Source organism: Nocardiopsis sp. iso_25, assembly GCF_056173305.1.
In genome coordinates this window covers 2,680,904-2,695,231 of record NZ_CM149667.1, presented here as the reverse complement: position 1 = coordinate 2,695,231, position 14,328 = coordinate 2,680,904, and the positions used below count along the sequence as shown (strand labels likewise).

At 76.4% G+C, this 14,328-nt stretch carries 13 protein-coding genes; 5 read left to right on the top strand and 8 right to left on the bottom strand.

The features are described 5' to 3' along the window. Positions 1 to 54: 54 nt before the first annotated feature. Genes rfaE2 through AC0VX6_RS11595 form a run of 7 tightly spaced genes read right to left on the bottom strand, consistent with a single transcriptional unit; the run spans position 55 to position 8,496 of the window. The gene (rfaE2, locus tag AC0VX6_RS11625; RefSeq protein ID WP_475468561.1) at positions 55 to 1,440 is read right to left on the bottom strand and encodes a D-glycero-beta-D-manno-heptose 1-phosphate adenylyltransferase; all 1,386 of its coding nucleotides are present in this window, start codon (positions 1,438 to 1,440) and stop codon (positions 55 to 57) included. Beyond that, positions 1,437 to 2,027, bottom strand: coding sequence for a D-sedoheptulose-7-phosphate isomerase (locus tag AC0VX6_RS11620; protein ID WP_274977530.1), 591 nt, complete (start codon positions 2,025 to 2,027; stop codon positions 1,437 to 1,439). The genes rfaE2 and AC0VX6_RS11620 overlap by 4 nt, the downstream gene beginning before the upstream one ends. Further along, a complete protein-coding gene (locus AC0VX6_RS11615) occupies positions 2,027 to 3,289 on the bottom strand; it encodes a glycosyltransferase (protein WP_475468559.1) in 1,263 nt (420 codons plus the stop codon). The genes AC0VX6_RS11620 and AC0VX6_RS11615 overlap by 1 nt, the downstream gene beginning before the upstream one ends. Beyond that, positions 3,286 to 4,338, bottom strand: coding sequence for a glycosyltransferase (locus AC0VX6_RS11610; RefSeq protein WP_274977528.1), 1,053 nt, complete (start codon positions 4,336 to 4,338; stop codon positions 3,286 to 3,288). The genes AC0VX6_RS11615 and AC0VX6_RS11610 overlap by 4 nt, the downstream gene beginning before the upstream one ends. Further along, complete coding sequence (locus tag AC0VX6_RS11605) at positions 4,335 to 5,351, bottom strand: glycosyltransferase family 9 protein (RefSeq protein WP_475468556.1); 1,017 nt, start codon at positions 5,349 to 5,351, stop codon at positions 4,335 to 4,337. Before AC0VX6_RS11605 ends, AC0VX6_RS11610 begins: the two co-directional genes overlap by 4 nt. After that, positions 5,348 to 6,844 (bottom strand): HAD-IIIA family hydrolase, encoded by a 1,497-nt coding sequence (locus tag AC0VX6_RS11600; RefSeq protein WP_475468554.1) that lies wholly within the window; start codon positions 6,842 to 6,844, stop codon positions 5,348 to 5,350. Before AC0VX6_RS11600 ends, AC0VX6_RS11605 begins: the two co-directional genes overlap by 4 nt. Further along, entirely contained in the window at positions 6,841 to 8,496 is a 1,656-nt protein-coding gene (locus AC0VX6_RS11595; RefSeq protein WP_274977525.1) for a carbamoyltransferase family protein, read from the bottom strand. The genes AC0VX6_RS11600 and AC0VX6_RS11595 overlap by 4 nt, the downstream gene beginning before the upstream one ends. A 271-nt stretch (positions 8,497 to 8,767) precedes the next feature. Here AC0VX6_RS11595 and AC0VX6_RS11590 point away from each other — a divergent pair, with 271 nt between their 5' ends. Together AC0VX6_RS11590 and AC0VX6_RS11585 are read left to right on the top strand one after the other, a co-directional pair. Continuing rightward, entirely contained in the window at positions 8,768 to 9,190 is a 423-nt protein-coding gene (locus AC0VX6_RS11590; RefSeq protein WP_274977524.1) for a CBS domain-containing protein, read from the top strand. A 7-nt stretch (positions 9,191 to 9,197) separates the two neighbouring features. After that, positions 9,198 to 10,235, top strand: a complete 1,038-nt coding sequence (locus AC0VX6_RS11585; RefSeq protein WP_475468552.1) for a glycosyltransferase family 9 protein — start codon at positions 9,198 to 9,200, stop codon at positions 10,233 to 10,235. A gap of 154 nt (positions 10,236 to 10,389) precedes the next feature. Here the strand turns inward: AC0VX6_RS11585 and AC0VX6_RS11580 are convergent, their stop codons facing one another. Then, positions 10,390 to 10,998: a helix-turn-helix domain-containing protein gene (locus tag AC0VX6_RS11580; RefSeq protein ID WP_274977522.1), complete on the bottom strand. Its 609-nt coding sequence runs from the start codon at positions 10,996 to 10,998 to the stop codon at positions 10,390 to 10,392. A 66-nt stretch (positions 10,999 to 11,064) separates the two neighbouring features. Here AC0VX6_RS11580 and AC0VX6_RS11575 point away from each other — a divergent pair, with 66 nt between their 5' ends. The 3 genes from AC0VX6_RS11575 (at position 11,065) to AC0VX6_RS11565 (ending at position 14,310) form a co-directional block, all read left to right on the top strand. After that, on the top strand, positions 11,065 to 12,099 hold the full coding sequence (locus tag AC0VX6_RS11575) for an NAD(P)/FAD-dependent oxidoreductase (protein ID WP_475468550.1): 1,035 nt from the start codon (positions 11,065 to 11,067) through the stop codon (positions 12,097 to 12,099). 232 nt (positions 12,100 to 12,331) lie between these two features. Further along, positions 12,332 to 12,811: a MarR family winged helix-turn-helix transcriptional regulator gene (locus AC0VX6_RS11570; protein ID WP_274977520.1), complete on the top strand. Its 480-nt coding sequence runs from the start codon at positions 12,332 to 12,334 to the stop codon at positions 12,809 to 12,811. 224 nt (positions 12,812 to 13,035) lie between these two features. Further along, entirely contained in the window at positions 13,036 to 14,310 is a 1,275-nt protein-coding gene (locus AC0VX6_RS11565; protein WP_274977519.1) for an MFS transporter, read from the top strand. Positions 14,311 to 14,328 lie beyond the last annotated feature (18 nt).

Genomic DNA, 14,328 nt, shown 5'->3' with positions numbered 1-14,328 from the left:
GTCGTTCGTGTCCGGTTCCCGGGCGCCGGGGCGGGGGCGTCCGGTCTCGGGGCGTCAGCGGGCGGGTACGCCGTCGCGGCCCCGTCCGCGGATGCGGGTGATCAGCCCGGTCGTGGAGTGGCCGGGCACGAGGGGCACGGTGACCACCTCTCCCCCGGCCCGGCGCACGACGGGCGTCTCGGGCAGGTCCTCCACCTCGTAGTCGCCGCCCTTGACCCACACGTCGGGCCGCAGCTCCTCCAGGGCGCGCACGGGCGTGTCCTCGTCGAAGACGACCACCTCGTCCACGCAGTCGAGCGCGCCCAGCACGCGGGCGCGGTCCTGTTCGGCGACCACCGGACGGCCGCTGCCCTTGAGCGCGCGCACGGAGGCGTCGCTGTTGAGCAGGACCACGAGGCGGTCTCCCAGGGCGCGGGCGCGGCGCAGCAGGTCGACGTGGCCCGCGTGCAGGACGTCGAAGCAGCCCCCGGTCGCCACGACCCGCTCCGCCCGGCGGTCCTCCCCCGCGCGGGGGCCGGGCACCGCGGCGTCGCGCGCCCGCCCGGCGGCGGGGCGCGGGGCGGCGTAGGCCGAGGCCCCGCCCCCGGCGACGAAGGCCGAGGCGGAGGCGACCCCGCGCCGGACGGCGTCGCGTACGTCATCGCCGTCGGCGAGCGCCGTGGCGCACGCGGCGGCGAAGGCGTCCCCGGCGCCGCAGGTGTCGGTCGGCGAGTCGACCGGCGTGCCCGGCAGCAGGGCGCACTCGTCCCCGGTGTCCGACCAGGCGGCGCCGCGCGCGCCGAGGGTGACGGCCACCGAGTGCACGTCCCACGCCCCGGCCAGCTCACCGGCCCGGCGCAGGGCATGCCCGTCGGCGCCCCCGGCGACCCCGGCCTCGGCGGCGTTGGGCGTGGCAAGGCGGGTTCCGGGCACGGGGTCGGCGCCGCGCGGATGCGGATCCCACACGAGCGGGACGCCGCGCCGCGCGCAGGCGGTCAGGGCCCGGCGCACGGCGCGCTGGCGGGTGAGCCCGTGCCCGTAGTCGGCCACGAGCACGGCCGCCGCCCCGGCCAGGGCCTCGGCGACGTCCTCGGCGCGGGCGTCGAGTTCCACGCCCTCGCACCCCCGGTCCAGGCGTGCCACGGTGCGGCCGTTGGCCTGGACCCGGGTCTTGGTGGGCGTGTGCTCCATCAGGGGCAGCCCCACCAGCCGGACGCCCCCGCCCACGAGCGCGGCCAGGTCGTCGGCGGCCGCGTCGCGGCCCACGGCGGTCACCAGGACCACGTCGTGACCGTCCTGCCGGGCGCGGCGGGCGGCCAGGGCCGCGCCTCCGGGCCGGTACCAGGACTCGGGCTCCTCCAGTACGGGCGCGGGCGCGTCGGGGCAGTCGCGCCGGGACACGCCGCGCAGGTCCACGTCGAGCAGGGCGTCGCCGACCACCACCACGGTTCCCCCGCTCATGTGGCAGCCCTCCCCTCGGGGACGAAGACCCCGTGCGCGCGGGCGGCGACCTCGGCGTCCACCGCGGCGCAGAACACGTGGACCAGCGCCAGGTGGACCTCCTGCACGGTGGAGGTGCTGGGCGCGGGGACCGCGACTGTCTCCGCGCTGAGCGACTCCAGGGCGCTGGGCCCGGGGCCGGTCAGGGACCAGCAGGTGACGCCGAGTTCCCGGGCTGCCTTGGCCGCGGCGACGACGTTCTCGCTGTTGCCGCTGGTGGACATGCACACCAGCAGGTCGCCCGGGCGGGCGTGCGCGCGCAGCTGGCGCGCGAAGACCTGCTGGTAGCCGTAGTCGTTGGCGATGGCGGTGACGCTGGAGGTCTCCGCGTGCAGCGCGATGGCCGACAGGGGCTCGCGCTCGTCCTCGAAGCGTCCGGTCAGTTCGGCGGTCAGGTGCTGGGCCTCGGCCGCGCTGCCGCCGTTGCCGCAGGCGAACAGGCGCTGCCCCCCGCTCAGGGAGCGCGCGGCGCGGCGCCCCCACTCCTCGACGAGGGCGGCGTCCGTGCCGTCCAGCGCGGAGCTGAGCTGTCTCAGGTGGGTGTGCATCACTCCTCGCCTCCCCCGGTGGTGGTGGCGACCGGCGTGCTGAGCCCGGCGCGCGGCGCCGGGACGGCCGTGCCGGTCGCGGTCGTGGTCACATGCAGGTAGCACTCCTCGGTGCGCCGGGCCACCTCCGCCCACGAGTAGTGGTCGCGCGCCCGCTCGGCCGCGGCCTCGGCGAAGGAGGTCCTGGTCGCCTCGTCCGAGAGCAGCCAGCGCACGGCGCGGCCCAGCCGCTCGGGCGACCTGGCCGGGACGAGGAGCCCGGTCTCCCCGTGCACGACGGTGTCGACGTGGCCGCCCACGCGGGAGGCGACCACGGGGACACCGCAGGCCATCGCCTCGACGGTGGAGATCCCGAACGGCTCGTACCAGGGCACGTTGACGGCCACGTCGGCCGACCTGAGCAGGGCGGGCACCTCGGCGCGGTCCACGCAGCCCAGGAAGCGGACCCGCTCCTCCACGCCCGCGCGCTCGGCGGCCATCCGCAGCCGCACCGCCTCGGGCTGGGTCCACAGGCGTTCGCGGTCGGTCCCCCCGGCGATGACCAGTTCGGCCTCGGGCACCTGGGCCAGCGCGCGGATCACCGTGTCCACGCCCTTGCGCCTGACCAGGCGGCCCAGGCTGAGCAGGCGCGGGCGGTCGCCGCGCTCGGCTGCGGGTCCCTTCGCGGTGAAGCGGGAGGTGTCCACGCCGCAGGGCACCACCGCCACGCGCGCGGGCGGGATCCCCCACTCGGCGAGTTCGCGCCGCTCCTCGGTGGAGGTGGCCACGACCATGTCGCACTGACCGGCCACGGCGCGTTCGGTCGGGACGCGCTCGGCGGGGCTGGTGTCGTCCGTGCCCTGGTGGCGGCGCTTGACTGTGCCCAGGGCGTGGAAGGTCTGCAGCACGGGCAGGCCCAGGGCGCCGGCAGCCCGCAGGGAGGCGAAACCGCTCATCCAGAAGTGGGCGTGGACGACGTCGGGCCGCTGGACGCGCCAGGCCGCCCGCAGCCGCTGCGCGAACTCGGGCATGTACTGGGGCAGCTCGTCCTTGCTGATCGGTGCCGCCGGTCCGGCGCGCACGTGCTCCACGCGCACGCCCGGGCCCAGGGAGACGCTGTCGGGCCGCTCCGCGTCGGTGCGGCGCGTGTGGACGACGACCTCATGCCCGCGCGCGGCGAGCGCCGCGGCCAGCTCGGCCACGTGGACGTTCTGGCCGCCCGCGTCCTCTCCGGTGATCGCCGCCAGCGGGCTGGCGTGTTCGGAGACCATGGCGATCCTCATGACGTCACCTCCTGTAGCACCCGGTCCCAGTCGTCGAGGAACCTGGTGAGCCCGTAGCGGCGCAGAGCCGCCGCACGGGCGGCCTTGCCGGCGCGGACGGCGAGGTCGCGATCCTCATGGAACGCGCGCAGCGCCTCCGCGAGCACTCGGGGGTCGGTCGAGACGGTGCCCGCCTCGGGCGGTACGGCCTCGTATGCCTCGGTCGTGCCGAGGGCGGCCACGGGAAGGCCCAGCATCATCGCCTCGATGAGGGACAGGCCGAGCGAGGTCCACCGCAGCGGGTGGGCGTAGGCGCGGCGGCGGGCCAGTTCGTCGTGCATGGCGCCCTGGGGCAGGTCCTCGTGGGCGCGCAGCCGCGGGGGCGTCAGCCCGAGGTGGTCGGGTACCCCGGCCACGCCCATGCCGAACAGGTCCAGGGGCACGCGCTCGGCGAGCGCGGGCAGCAGGTCGGTACCGGTGAAGCGCCAGCGGCGCAGGGGCTCGTTGAGCACCACGCCCGTGCGCGGGACCTCACCGGTGTAGCGGTACCCGGGGTCGGGCACGCCGTGTTCGACCACGCGGGTGGGCGCGCGCCCGCAGTCCCAGAACAGGTCGTTGAAGTGGGTGACGTGGACGACGGGGATGTCGTCGCGGTCGGCGACGGGGTGCCGGGTGACCGGCACGTCCCGGCGCGGGGTGTTGTGCTCGACGTAGACGGCGGGCACGTCCCGGCCCGGTACGCGGCCCAGGAGCTCCTCGGCCAAGGCGATCTCGTGCGGACGCTGGAGGACCACCAGGTCGGGCTCGCTGTCGCGCACCGCCCCGGGGGGCAGTTCCTCGGCGTTGGCGGGCCAGTCCCAGGTGCGGGCGCGGCCCCGCCCGTCGGGCCCCCGGTCCGGGGTCACCGGCAGCAGGCAGGTGTGCCCGCCGTGGACGAACGCGGTCGTCCACGAGCCGTGGACGTGCCAGAGCAGGATCCGCAGCGCGCGCGCGGGCGTCCTGGCGCGGCCCTGCGCCATGCCCAGGGGGGCGCGCGCCGGGGCGGCGGGTGTCGGATGGTGGACGGTCATCGTGCCCCCAGGAGTTCGTCGACGGCGGTCAGGACGTCGTCGGAGGAGACGGAGTTCAGGCAGGGGTGGCCGGGTACGGGGCAGACCCGGGCCCGGGTGTCGGCGCAGGGCGCGGACTGGTCGCCCAGGACGCGGACCGCGGTGCCGTGGGGCGCCCACGCGGAGGCCGGCACGACCGGGGAGAAGAGCGAGACCACGGGAGTGCCGACGGCGGCGGCCAGGTGGGCGGGGCCGGTGTTGCCCGAGACCAGGACGGCGGCGCGGTCGAGAACGTCGGCCAGTTCGGTGACGGTGGTGCGCCCGGCCAGGTCCGCGGCGCCGTGCGCGGCGACCTCGCGGGCGGCCCCGGCCTCCCCGGCGGTGCCGGTGACCAGGACCCGGTGACCGCGTTCGGCCAGCGCGGCGACGGTCTTGGCGGCCAGCGCGGGCGGCAGCTCCCGGGAGGGGGCGTCCGCGCCGACGTGGACCACCGCGTATCCGTCGGGCCCGGTCAGCCCGCGGGTGTCGGGCAGCGGGCGGCGCACGGCCAGGCGTCCGTCGTCGCCGGGCGGCGGCGGGTACCCGGCGGCGCGGGCCAGCGACAGCATGCGTTCGGCCTCGGGGACGCCGTAAGCCACATGGTGGCGCACGTCGAGCAGGCTGCCCGGGTAGTCCTCGCTGACGGCAGAGACGCGGGGAACCCCGGCCATGCGCAGGAGCAGGGCCATCGGCAGCGGCGACTGGTGGAAGGAGGTCAGGATCACGGCGGCGTCCGCGCCGGGGTCGGACAGGCGCCGCACGAGCCGGGTGACGTCGGCGGCGTCCACCGGCGGCGGGTCGGCGGCGATCCAGGGCGCGCACCAGGTCAGGACCTCGTCCACGCCCGGCAGCGCCGCGGCGGTCTCGGCGCCCCGGGGTCCGGCGAGGTAGACGACCCGGTCGGCTCCGTGGGCGAGGGCGCGCACGGCCGGTCCGGACAGCAGGACGTCCCCCATGCTGTCCAGGCGCGCCACGATCACGGTCCCGCCGCTCACGAAGCGTCCTCTCCGAGCAGGCGCAGGACGGCGGCCTCCAGGTCGGGCGCGGTCTCGGGTGCGGACCGGCACTCGGCGTCCAGGGTGGCGGCGGTGGGCACGAGCACCCCGCGCGCGCCCGCGGCCCGCGCGGCGTCCACGTCGGCGCCGATGTCGCCGACCAGCGCGCAGCGGGAGGGCGGCAGACCCAGCTCGGCCGCGGCGGAGCGGACCATGCCGGGCGCGGGCTTGCGGCACCCGCAGCCGTCCTCCTCGCCGTGCGGGCACACGCGCCACACGTCGAAGGGGCCCAGCAGTTCCTCCACGCGCCGGTTGACCGCGTCCACCTGGTCGCGGGTGATCAGTCCGCGGGCGATGCCCGACTGGTTGCTGACCACCCCGACGGCGAGTCCGGCGCGGCGGGCCAAGGCGAGCGCCCGCTCGGCCGAGGGCGTGGGCCGCACCTTGTCGGGGTCACCGTTGTAGGGGACGTCCTCGACCAGGGTGCCGTCCCTGTCGAACAGCACGGCCGCCACTCCCGGGGCGGGCCGCGCACCGGCGTATCGGATCTCGCCGCGCAGCCGCTGCCAGCAGGCCAGGGGCGGGATGAGCGCGCTGGTCACCAGCATGTCGGTGACTTCGTCGCGGGTGGCGGGTCCGCCGGAGATCCGGCGCCGGGCGAACGCGGCGGTGCGCGCGGTCCACAGCGCGGCGCACGCGGCGGCCGCGGCGCGGCGGCCGGTCAGGGCCGCTCCGGCGGCGCCCAGCAGGGCGGCCGTGGTGAGAACGTGCCCGCGCAGCCCGCCGGGGCCCTCGCCGACCCGGTTGCGCCAACCGCGCCCGTGCAGGCGGTCCATCAGCGCGTTGTCGGCGTTGCCGCGCTGGGCGGCCAGGCTCGCCCAGCGCCCGCCGCCGCGCAGCGGGTGCACGCACTCGCGCTCTCCGGGCACGAGGACGAACCCGGCGTCCACGACCCGCAGGGCCAGGTCGGTGTCCTCGCGGTAGGCGCGCGGGAAGCGGGCGTCGAAGCCGCCGACCGCCTCCAGCGCGTTCCTGCGGTAGGCCATGTCCGCGGTGATCCAGCGGGCGCCCTCCAGTGCCAGGGTGGCCCGTTCGGCGTCCGTGGGCCGGTGCCCGCGCGGGCGGGGCACGGTGATGCGGCCCTGGCTGGCGCCCACCTCGGCGGGCAGGTCGGCCAGGTCGGCGCGCAGGCGCGTCGGCCAGTCCGCGGGCGGGGCCACGTCGTCGTCCAGGAAGGCGATCCACTCGGCGGCGCAGGCGTGCCACCCGGCCTGGCGGGCGGCGGCGGGGCCGCCTCCGCCGGTGCGCAGGACGCGCACCCGGGCGTGGTCGGTCCCGGGCAGCGGCGCGGCGTCGTCGGAGGGCCGGTCGTCCACGACGACGACCTCCTCGGGCGCCTCCCGCGGCGGCGCGGCCAGAAGCGGTTCCAGAACGCGGGGCAGGGTGTCGCGCCCCACGGTGGGAACGACCACGGAGTAGCGGGGAGCGCTCACCGGTGCGCCCCCTCGCCCGCGCGGCGGCGCACGACGAACGGGCCGATGGCCAGCAGGTCCACCGGCGCGGACCCGAAGCACTCCAGGGCGTCGCGCGGGGAGTCGACCATGGGCCGTCCGGCGGTGTTGAGGCTGGTGTTGACCAGGACGGGCAGGCCGCTGCGCCGTTCGAAGCGGTCCAGCAGGCGCGCGGTGAGCGGGTCGTCCCGCTCGGCCACGGTCTGGACGCGGGCGGTGCCGTCCACGTGCACCACGGCGGGCAGGCGGTCGCGCCAGTCGGGGTGCACCTCGTGGACGAAGAGCATGTAGGGGCTGGGCAGGGGCCCGCCGGAGAAGATCTCCGCCGCCCTGGGCTCGGCCACCATCGGCGCGACGGGGCGGAACTGCTCGCGCCCCTTGACCCGGTTGAGCCGTTCGAGGTTGTCGGGGTTGGACGGGTTGGCGAGCAGGGAGCGGTGCCCCAGCGCGCGGGGACCGTACTCCGCCGCGCCCTGGAACCAGGCCACCAGCGCGTCCCGCTCCAGGGCCTCGGCCACGGTGTCGGCCAGGTCGTCGGGGCGCTCGAAGGCGACGTCGGCCTCGCGCAGGATCGCGTGCAGTTCGTCCTCGTCCCAGGAGCGGCCCAGGTCGGCCCCGGGCATGGGCGCCACGTCCTCCACGAGGGAGGCCACGTGCAGGGCGCCGCCCAGCGCGGTGCCCGCGTCGCCGGAGGCGGGCTGCACCCACACGCTCTCGAAGGGCCCCTCGCGGGCGATGCGGCTGTTGGCGACGCAGTTGAGCGCGACCCCGCCCGCCATCGTCAGGTGCGGTCGGCCGGTCCGCTCGTGCAGCCAGCCGACGACGGCCAGGAGGGTCTCCTCCATGGCGGCCTGCACGCTGGCGGCCAGGTTCGCGTGCTCCTTGGAGGGCTCCCGCCCCGGCTCGCACGGGTCGGTGAGGGAGTTCCACTCCAGGCCCGAGGCGCGGACCAGGCCGTCGCCCTCGTAGCGCACGCACTTGCGCACCGCGTCGAGCATGGTGGGCTCGCCGTAGGAGGCCAGTGCCATCACCTTGTACTCGTCGCTGGAGCGGTGGAAGCCCACGTGCTCGGTGAGCTCCTCGTAGACCAGTCCCAGGGACTCGGGCAGCGGCTGGCGGGCCAGCACGTCCAGCTTCCCGCCGGTGTAGACGCCCGCCAGGTGCGAGGTGCTCTCGCCGCGGCCGTCGGCCACGAACACCGCGCACTCGCCGCCTCCGGCCTCCGGCGGGGCGGCGAGCCCGGTGGAGGCCGCGTGCGCGACGTGGTGGGGGACGTAGGTGACCTTGGCCGGGTCCAGGCCCGGCAGGGCGGTGGCCAGGAAGTGCGGGGCGCGCTCGACGTAGAACAGGCGCAGGCGCTCCCACCCGCGGTCCTGTCCGGGCCCGTCGGGGTCGGCCAGGGCGGGGTCGTAGGAGTAGGTGACCGCGTCCAGGTCGGCGGGGCGCAGACCCGCGCGTTCCAGGCACCAGCGCATCGCCTGCTCCGGCAGCTCCCACGTGGAGAAGGGGACGGCGGCCTTGCCGTGCTTGCGCCGCGAGAACCGCTCCTCCTCCGCCGCCGCGACCGTGCGGCCGTCGACGACGATCGCCGCCGCAGGGTCGTGGAAGACGGCGTTGACACCGAGGACACGCATGTAACCGCTCCCTCCTCAGGCCGGGTCTGCAACTCAGACGCCGAGCGCACCCACTCGACTACCAGCAGCAGCGGCGCGTAAACATCGGCCGCGGGAGGACCGGAACCCGCTCACCAGCAGCGACGCGCTCGGGGACTGCCCCGGGGCCGCCGCCCGCGCGCCCGCGGTCCGCCCCGCGGCGCCGGGGAAGCCGTCATGTTTGCCCCCACCGATGCGGGCTATGGGACCGGTGAGAACCGAGAGGTACGACCGGCACGAAAGGAGCAGGACCATGGTGGTGCGAACCATCGACCAGGTGATGAGCAGCCCGGTCCGCACGGTCTCGCCGGACACGTCCCTGCGCGAGGCCGCCCAGATCATGCGCGACTCCGACGTGGGCGACGTCGTCGTGACCCGGGACAAGCAGATCACGGGCATCCTGACCGACCGCGACATCGTGGTGCGCTGCGTGGCCGAGGGCGGCGACCCGGGCGAGCGCAGCGTCGGCGACGTGTGCAGCGCGGAGGTGGCCACCGTGCCGCCGCAGAGCGGGATCGCCGACGCGGTGCACGTCATGCGCACCAGCGCGGTGCGCCGCCTCCCCGTCGTGGACGGCGACCGCGTCGTGGGCGTGGTGTCCATGGGCGACCTGGCGCGGGCCGTGGACGAGGACTCGGCGCTGGCCGACGTCAGCGCCGCCGACCCCAACCGCTGAGGCACCGGTGGAACCGGTGGGAGGGAACTCGGACCCCGGCCGCGGCGGCCCGGACGGGGGCCGGTTCCCCGGCACGGACGGACGGCCGTCCCTGCTGGCGCTGCGGGCGCTGGGGCTGGGCGACTTCGCCACGGCCGTTCCCGCGCTGCGCGCGCTGGAGCGGGCGCTGCCGTCCTGGCGCCGCACCCTGGCGGGCCCCTCCTGGTACCGGCACCTGGTCGCGCTGGCCGGGCTGGACTGGGAGGTCCTGCCCACCGGGCCACTGAGCGCGCCCGACACGCGCTCCCCGGACCTGGCGGTCAACCTGCACGGCCGGGGACCGCAGAGCACCGCGGCCCTGGCGGCGCTGACACCGGGGCGGCTGTGGACGCACGGCCACCCGTCCGCCCCGCAGTGGCCGGGTCCGGAGTGGCCCGAGGGGGTCCACGACACCGAGATCTGGTGCCGCCTGCTGCTCGCGCACGGTGTGGCGGCCGACCCGGACGACCTGCGGTGGCCGAACCCGTCGCGGGGGCGGGGCGCGGTGGTCGAGGGGGACACCGCGATCGTCCACCCGGGGGCCGCCTCCGGGTCGCGGCGCTGGCCCCCGGAGCGTTTCGCGCGGGTAGCGGAGGACCTGGCGGCCTCGGGACTGCGGGTGCTGGTGACCGGCTCGCAGAACGAGACCGCGCTGGCCGAGCGGGTCGCCGAGGCCGCCGGGCTCGGCGGCCGGGCGGTGCTGGCCGGGCGCACCTCCCTGGACCTGCTGGCGCGGCTGGTCGGCGAGGCGCGGCTAGTGGTGTGCGGGGACACCGGGGTCGGCCACCTGGCCACGGCCTACGGCACGCCGTCGGTGCGTCTGTTCGGGCCGGTCTCCCCGCAGCTGTGGGGCCCGCGCGTGGACCGGGGCGTCCACGTGTGCCTGTGGACGGGCCGCACGGGCGACCCGCACTCGGCCGAACTGGACCCGGGTCTGGACGCGATCGGCGTGGAGGAGGTCGTCACGGCGTGCCGGAGCGTGTGCGCCTCCGGCCGCCCCGCCGAGGAGGCCGTCCACGGCTCCTGAACCCCCGCGCCCCGGAGCCGGGCGGGGCCGGGTTCCGTCCGGGGAGGGGCGCGGACTCCTTCGCGGCTCCCGGGTGCCGACGCTCCGGCCGAAAGCGTTGACGGTGTGGCGCACGGGGTTCCCTCGGCGGACGCGGGCCGACGCGCCCTTCCGGTCACGAGTCGGCGTTGTCGGACGAACCCTCAACCCTGGGGCGGGCGCGCAGGTGCGCCCGCTCACCCTGTCGGCCGAACAGGCTGAGGAACTCGACCGCACCGGAGTCGGCCGAGCCGAACCAGTGCGGCACACGGGTGTCGAACTCGGCCGCCTCCCCCGGGGCGAGCACCAGGTCGTGCTCGCCCAGCACGACCCGCAGCCGCCCGTTGAGGACGTAGAGCCACTCGTAGCCCTCGTGGGTCTGCGGGTCGGGTTCGACGGGACGGTCGCTGCCCGGGATCACCAGCTTGTACGCCTGGATGCCGCCGGGACGGCGGGTCAGCGGCAGCATGGTCATGCCGTGGCGGGTGACCGGCCGCAGGTGGATGCGCGGGTCTCCGGTGGGCGGCGCGTCCACGAGTTCGTCGAGGGTGACTCCGTACGCCCTGGCCAGCGGGAACAGCAGTTCGAGGGTGGGGCGGCGGGAACCGGACTCCAGCCGGGACAGGGTGCTCACCGAGATGCCGGTCGCCGCCGACAGGTCGGAGAGCGTGGTCTCCTTCTGCTTGCGCAGCGCGCGCAGCCGGGGTCCGACCGCGTCGAGCGCCTGGTCGAGGTCGTGTTCCATTCCGCCATTTTGCCATAACGGCAACGAATATTGCGCGAACCGGTGGGGGAGTCGCATGGTGGGGGCATGGAGGTGATCGCGGTGAACGATCAGTTGGAGAACGGCTACGACGCGGTGGTGGTCGGCGGTGGCGCCGCCGGACTGAACGGCGCCCTCATGCTGGCCCGGGCGCGGCGCTCGGTGGCGGTGGTCGACTCGGGGACCCCGCGCAACGCGCCCGCCTCGGGCGTGCACGGACTGCTGGCCCGGGAGGGCGTGTCCCCGGCAGAGCTGTTGGAGCGGGGCCGGGCGGAGGTGCGCGGCTACGGCGGCCACGTGAGCACAGGGGAGGTCACGGCCGTGACCCGCGACGGCGACGGGTTCCGGGTGGAACTGGCCGACGGCCGCGGCGTGCGGGCGCGCCGGGTCCTGGTGACCACCGGACTGGTGGACGAACTGCCGGACGTGGCGGGCGTGCGTGAGCAGTGGGGCGCGGGCGTGGTGCACTGCCCGTACTGCCACGGCTGGGAGGTGCGCGACCGGGCCATCGGTGTGCTGGCCAGCGGGCCGATGGCGGTGCACCAGACGCTGTTGTTCCGCCAGTGGAGCGAGGACGTCACGCTGTTCACCCACACCATGCCCTCGCCGGGCGAGGAGGACGCCGAGAAGCTGGCCGCCCGCGGCATCCGCGTGGTGGAGGGGCCGGTGGCCTCCCTGGAGACCGCCGACGGCCGGATCACGGGGCTGAGGCTGGAGGACGGCACGGTGGTCGACCGGGAGGTGGTGGCCGTCGGAACGCGGATGGTGGCGCGCGCCTCCTTCCTGGAGGCGCTCGGCCTGAGCACCCGGGAGCACCCGATGGGGGTCGGCGAGTACGTCCCCACCGACGAACGCGGCCGCACCGACGTGCCCGGGGTGTGGGCCGCGGGCAACGTCACCGACCTGAGCGCGCAGGTCGGCGCCTCGGCGGCCTCGGGCGCCGCCGCCGGCGCCCAGATCAACGCCGACCTGGTCGACGAGGACACCCGCCGGGCGGTCGCCGCCCACCGGGACGCCTTCTCGGCCGGGTCCGAGGCGCGGGTGAGCGAGCTGGTGACGGGCGAAGGCCGCCACGGCCTGTGAGCCGCGGGAGAGGGCACGGCGCGTCCGGGGGTGTCGACAGGGCCCGGTCACCCCAGGCCCCCGGGACCGGGACGGCCGGCCACGGCGGCCGCGGGGGCACCCCGCACGATCCCGCGGCGCGGGCCCGCGGGCGCCCGTGACCGGTGGTTCCCCCGCGGCGTACCGCGCCGCGGGGGAACGTCTCCCGGCGCACGGCGGGGCACGCCAGCCGGAGATGCCCTAGCCTGGCGGCGTGCACCACGACGACGAGCCCGCCGCGAACGCGGACGCCGGGGACGGCCGGGGCCCCGAGGTCGCCCACCTCCTGGTCCGCCTCCTCAACATCAGCCAGCGGATCGGGCGCTACGCCGCGCACGAGACCGGCGAGCGCACGTCCCCGGCGACGTGGCGCGCGCTGAGCGTGCTCCAGGAGAAGGGGCCCCTGCGGCTGGGCGTCCTGGCCGAGCACTGCCGGGTCAGGCAGCCCACCATGACGGTGATCGTGGAGTCGCTGCTCTCCTCGGGGTACGTGGCGCGCCACCCAGACCCCGACGACCGGCGGGCCCAGCTGCACGAGCTGACCATGGCGGGCGCGGCGGCGCTGGAGGACTGGCGGCACCGGATCGGCGACGCGCTGACGCCGCTGTTCTGCGACCTGTCCGAGCACGAGCGGGAGCTGCTGTCGGACTCGGTGCGGCTGTTGGACGAGCGGCTGCGCCGCGGCGGGGCCTGAGCGGCCGGTTCCGACCCCAGAACCCGGTCGCACCCTCAGCTCCGCCGCGCGCCGCCCGCGCGCCCGCCGCGGCCGCGGTGACCGGCGTCTCCCCGCCCTCTCGGCCGTCGCGTGCCCGGTGGGAGTGCACGGGGATTAACATAGGTTTCCTATGCGAATGAGGGCCCCGACCGTACCGGCCGCCGTCCTCCCCACCATCGGCGACGACAGGGAGCAGCGAGAACATGGTGGCGAAGACCGAAACCCCGCGTACAGCACCGCCCGGAGGCGCGGACCAGGGACACGCGCCGGAGGGGTCCATCCTCCGGCAGCCGCGCGCCGTGTGGGCCGTGGCGTTCGCCTGCGTGATCGCCTTCATGGGCATCGGCCTGGTCGACCCGATCCTGCCCGCGATCTCCCGCAGCCTGGAGGCCACGCAGACGCAGACCTCGCTGCTGTTCACCAGCTACCTGCTGGTCACCGGCCTGGCCATGCTCGTCACCAGCTGGGTGTCGAGCCGCCTGGGCGCCAAGCGCACGCTCCTGGTCGGCCTGGCGCTGATCGTGGTCTTCGCCGCCGCGGCCGGGACCAGCGGCAGCGTCGAGTCCGTCATCGGATTCCGGGCCGGGTGGGGGCTGGGCAACGCGTTCTTCATCTCCACCGCCCTGGCCACCATCGTCGGCGCGGCCAGCGGTGGGGCCTCCTCCGCGATCGTGCTCTACGAGGCGGCGCTGGGCCTGGGCATCGCCACGGGCCCGCTCCTGGGCGGACTGCTCGGCAGCGTCAGCTGGCGCGGCCCCTTCTTCGGTACCGCCGCGCTGATGGCGGTCGGGTTCGTCGCGATCGCCGTCCTGCTCAGGAGCGAGGCCACGGAGCGGACCGCGCCGGTGCCGCTGTCGGCCCCGTTCGCGGCGCTGCGCGTCCCGGGCATCCTGGTGCTGGCCCTGGCCGCGCTGTTCTACAACATCGGCTTCTTCGCCCTGCTGGCCTACACGCCCTTCCCGCTGGGGCTGGACGAGATGGGCCTGGGGTTCACCTTCTTCGGCTGGGGCCTGGCGGTCGCCGTGACCTCGGTCCTCGTGGCGCCGGTGCTCACCCGCCGGTGGCCGCGCACGCGGGTGCTGTGGACGACCCTGCTCCTGCTGGCCGCGGACCTGGTGGCCGCGGGCGCGCTCATCTCCTCCACGGCGGGACTCATCACCGCCATCGTGCTGGGCGGCCTGCTGCTGGGCGTGCTCAACACGGTGCTGACCGAGTGCGTGATGGAGGCCAGCGACCTGCCGCGTTCGGTGGCGTCCTCGTCCTACTCGGCGGTGCGCTTCCTCGGGGGCGCCGCCGCTCCCCCGGCCGCCTCCGCGCTCGCCGCGGCCCTGTCCCCCGGCGCGCCGATGTACGCGGCGGCGGGGTCGGTGGCGCTGGCCGCGGGGATCGTGCTCCTGGGCCGCGGAGCGCTGCGCAGGGTGGACGACGGTCCCGAGTCCGCGCGGGCCGAGGCCGAGGCGATCACCATGGGCGAGTGAGCGCCGGTACGCGGCGCG

Bases quoted from the DNA above. Each gene is read 5' to 3' on its own strand.
- rfaE2 (WP_475468561.1), bottom strand. From the start codon at position 1,440: ATGAGCGGGGGAACCGTGGTGGTGGTCGGCGACGCCCTGCTCGACGTG.
- AC0VX6_RS11620 (WP_274977530.1), bottom strand. From the start codon at position 2,027: ATGCACACCCACCTGAGACAGCTCAGCTCCGCGCTGGACGGCACGGAC.
- AC0VX6_RS11615 (WP_475468559.1), bottom strand. From the start codon at position 3,289: ATGAGGATCGCCATGGTCTCCGAACACGCCAGCCCGCTGGCGGCGATC.
- AC0VX6_RS11610 (WP_274977528.1), bottom strand. From the start codon at position 4,338: ATGACCGTCCACCATCCGACACCCGCCGCCCCGGCGCGCGCCCCCCTG.
- AC0VX6_RS11595 (WP_274977525.1), bottom strand. From the start codon at position 8,496: ATGCGTGTCCTCGGTGTCAACGCCGTCTTCCACGACCCTGCGGCGGCG.
- AC0VX6_RS11590 (WP_274977524.1), top strand. From the start codon at position 8,768: ATGGTGGTGCGAACCATCGACCAGGTGATGAGCAGCCCGGTCCGCACG.
- AC0VX6_RS11580 (WP_274977522.1), bottom strand. From the start codon at position 10,998: ATGGAACACGACCTCGACCAGGCGCTCGACGCGGTCGGACCCCGGCTG.
- AC0VX6_RS11575 (WP_475468550.1), top strand. From the start codon at position 11,065: ATGGAGGTGATCGCGGTGAACGATCAGTTGGAGAACGGCTACGACGCG.
- AC0VX6_RS11565 (WP_274977519.1), top strand. From the start codon at position 13,036: ATGGTGGCGAAGACCGAAACCCCGCGTACAGCACCGCCCGGAGGCGCG.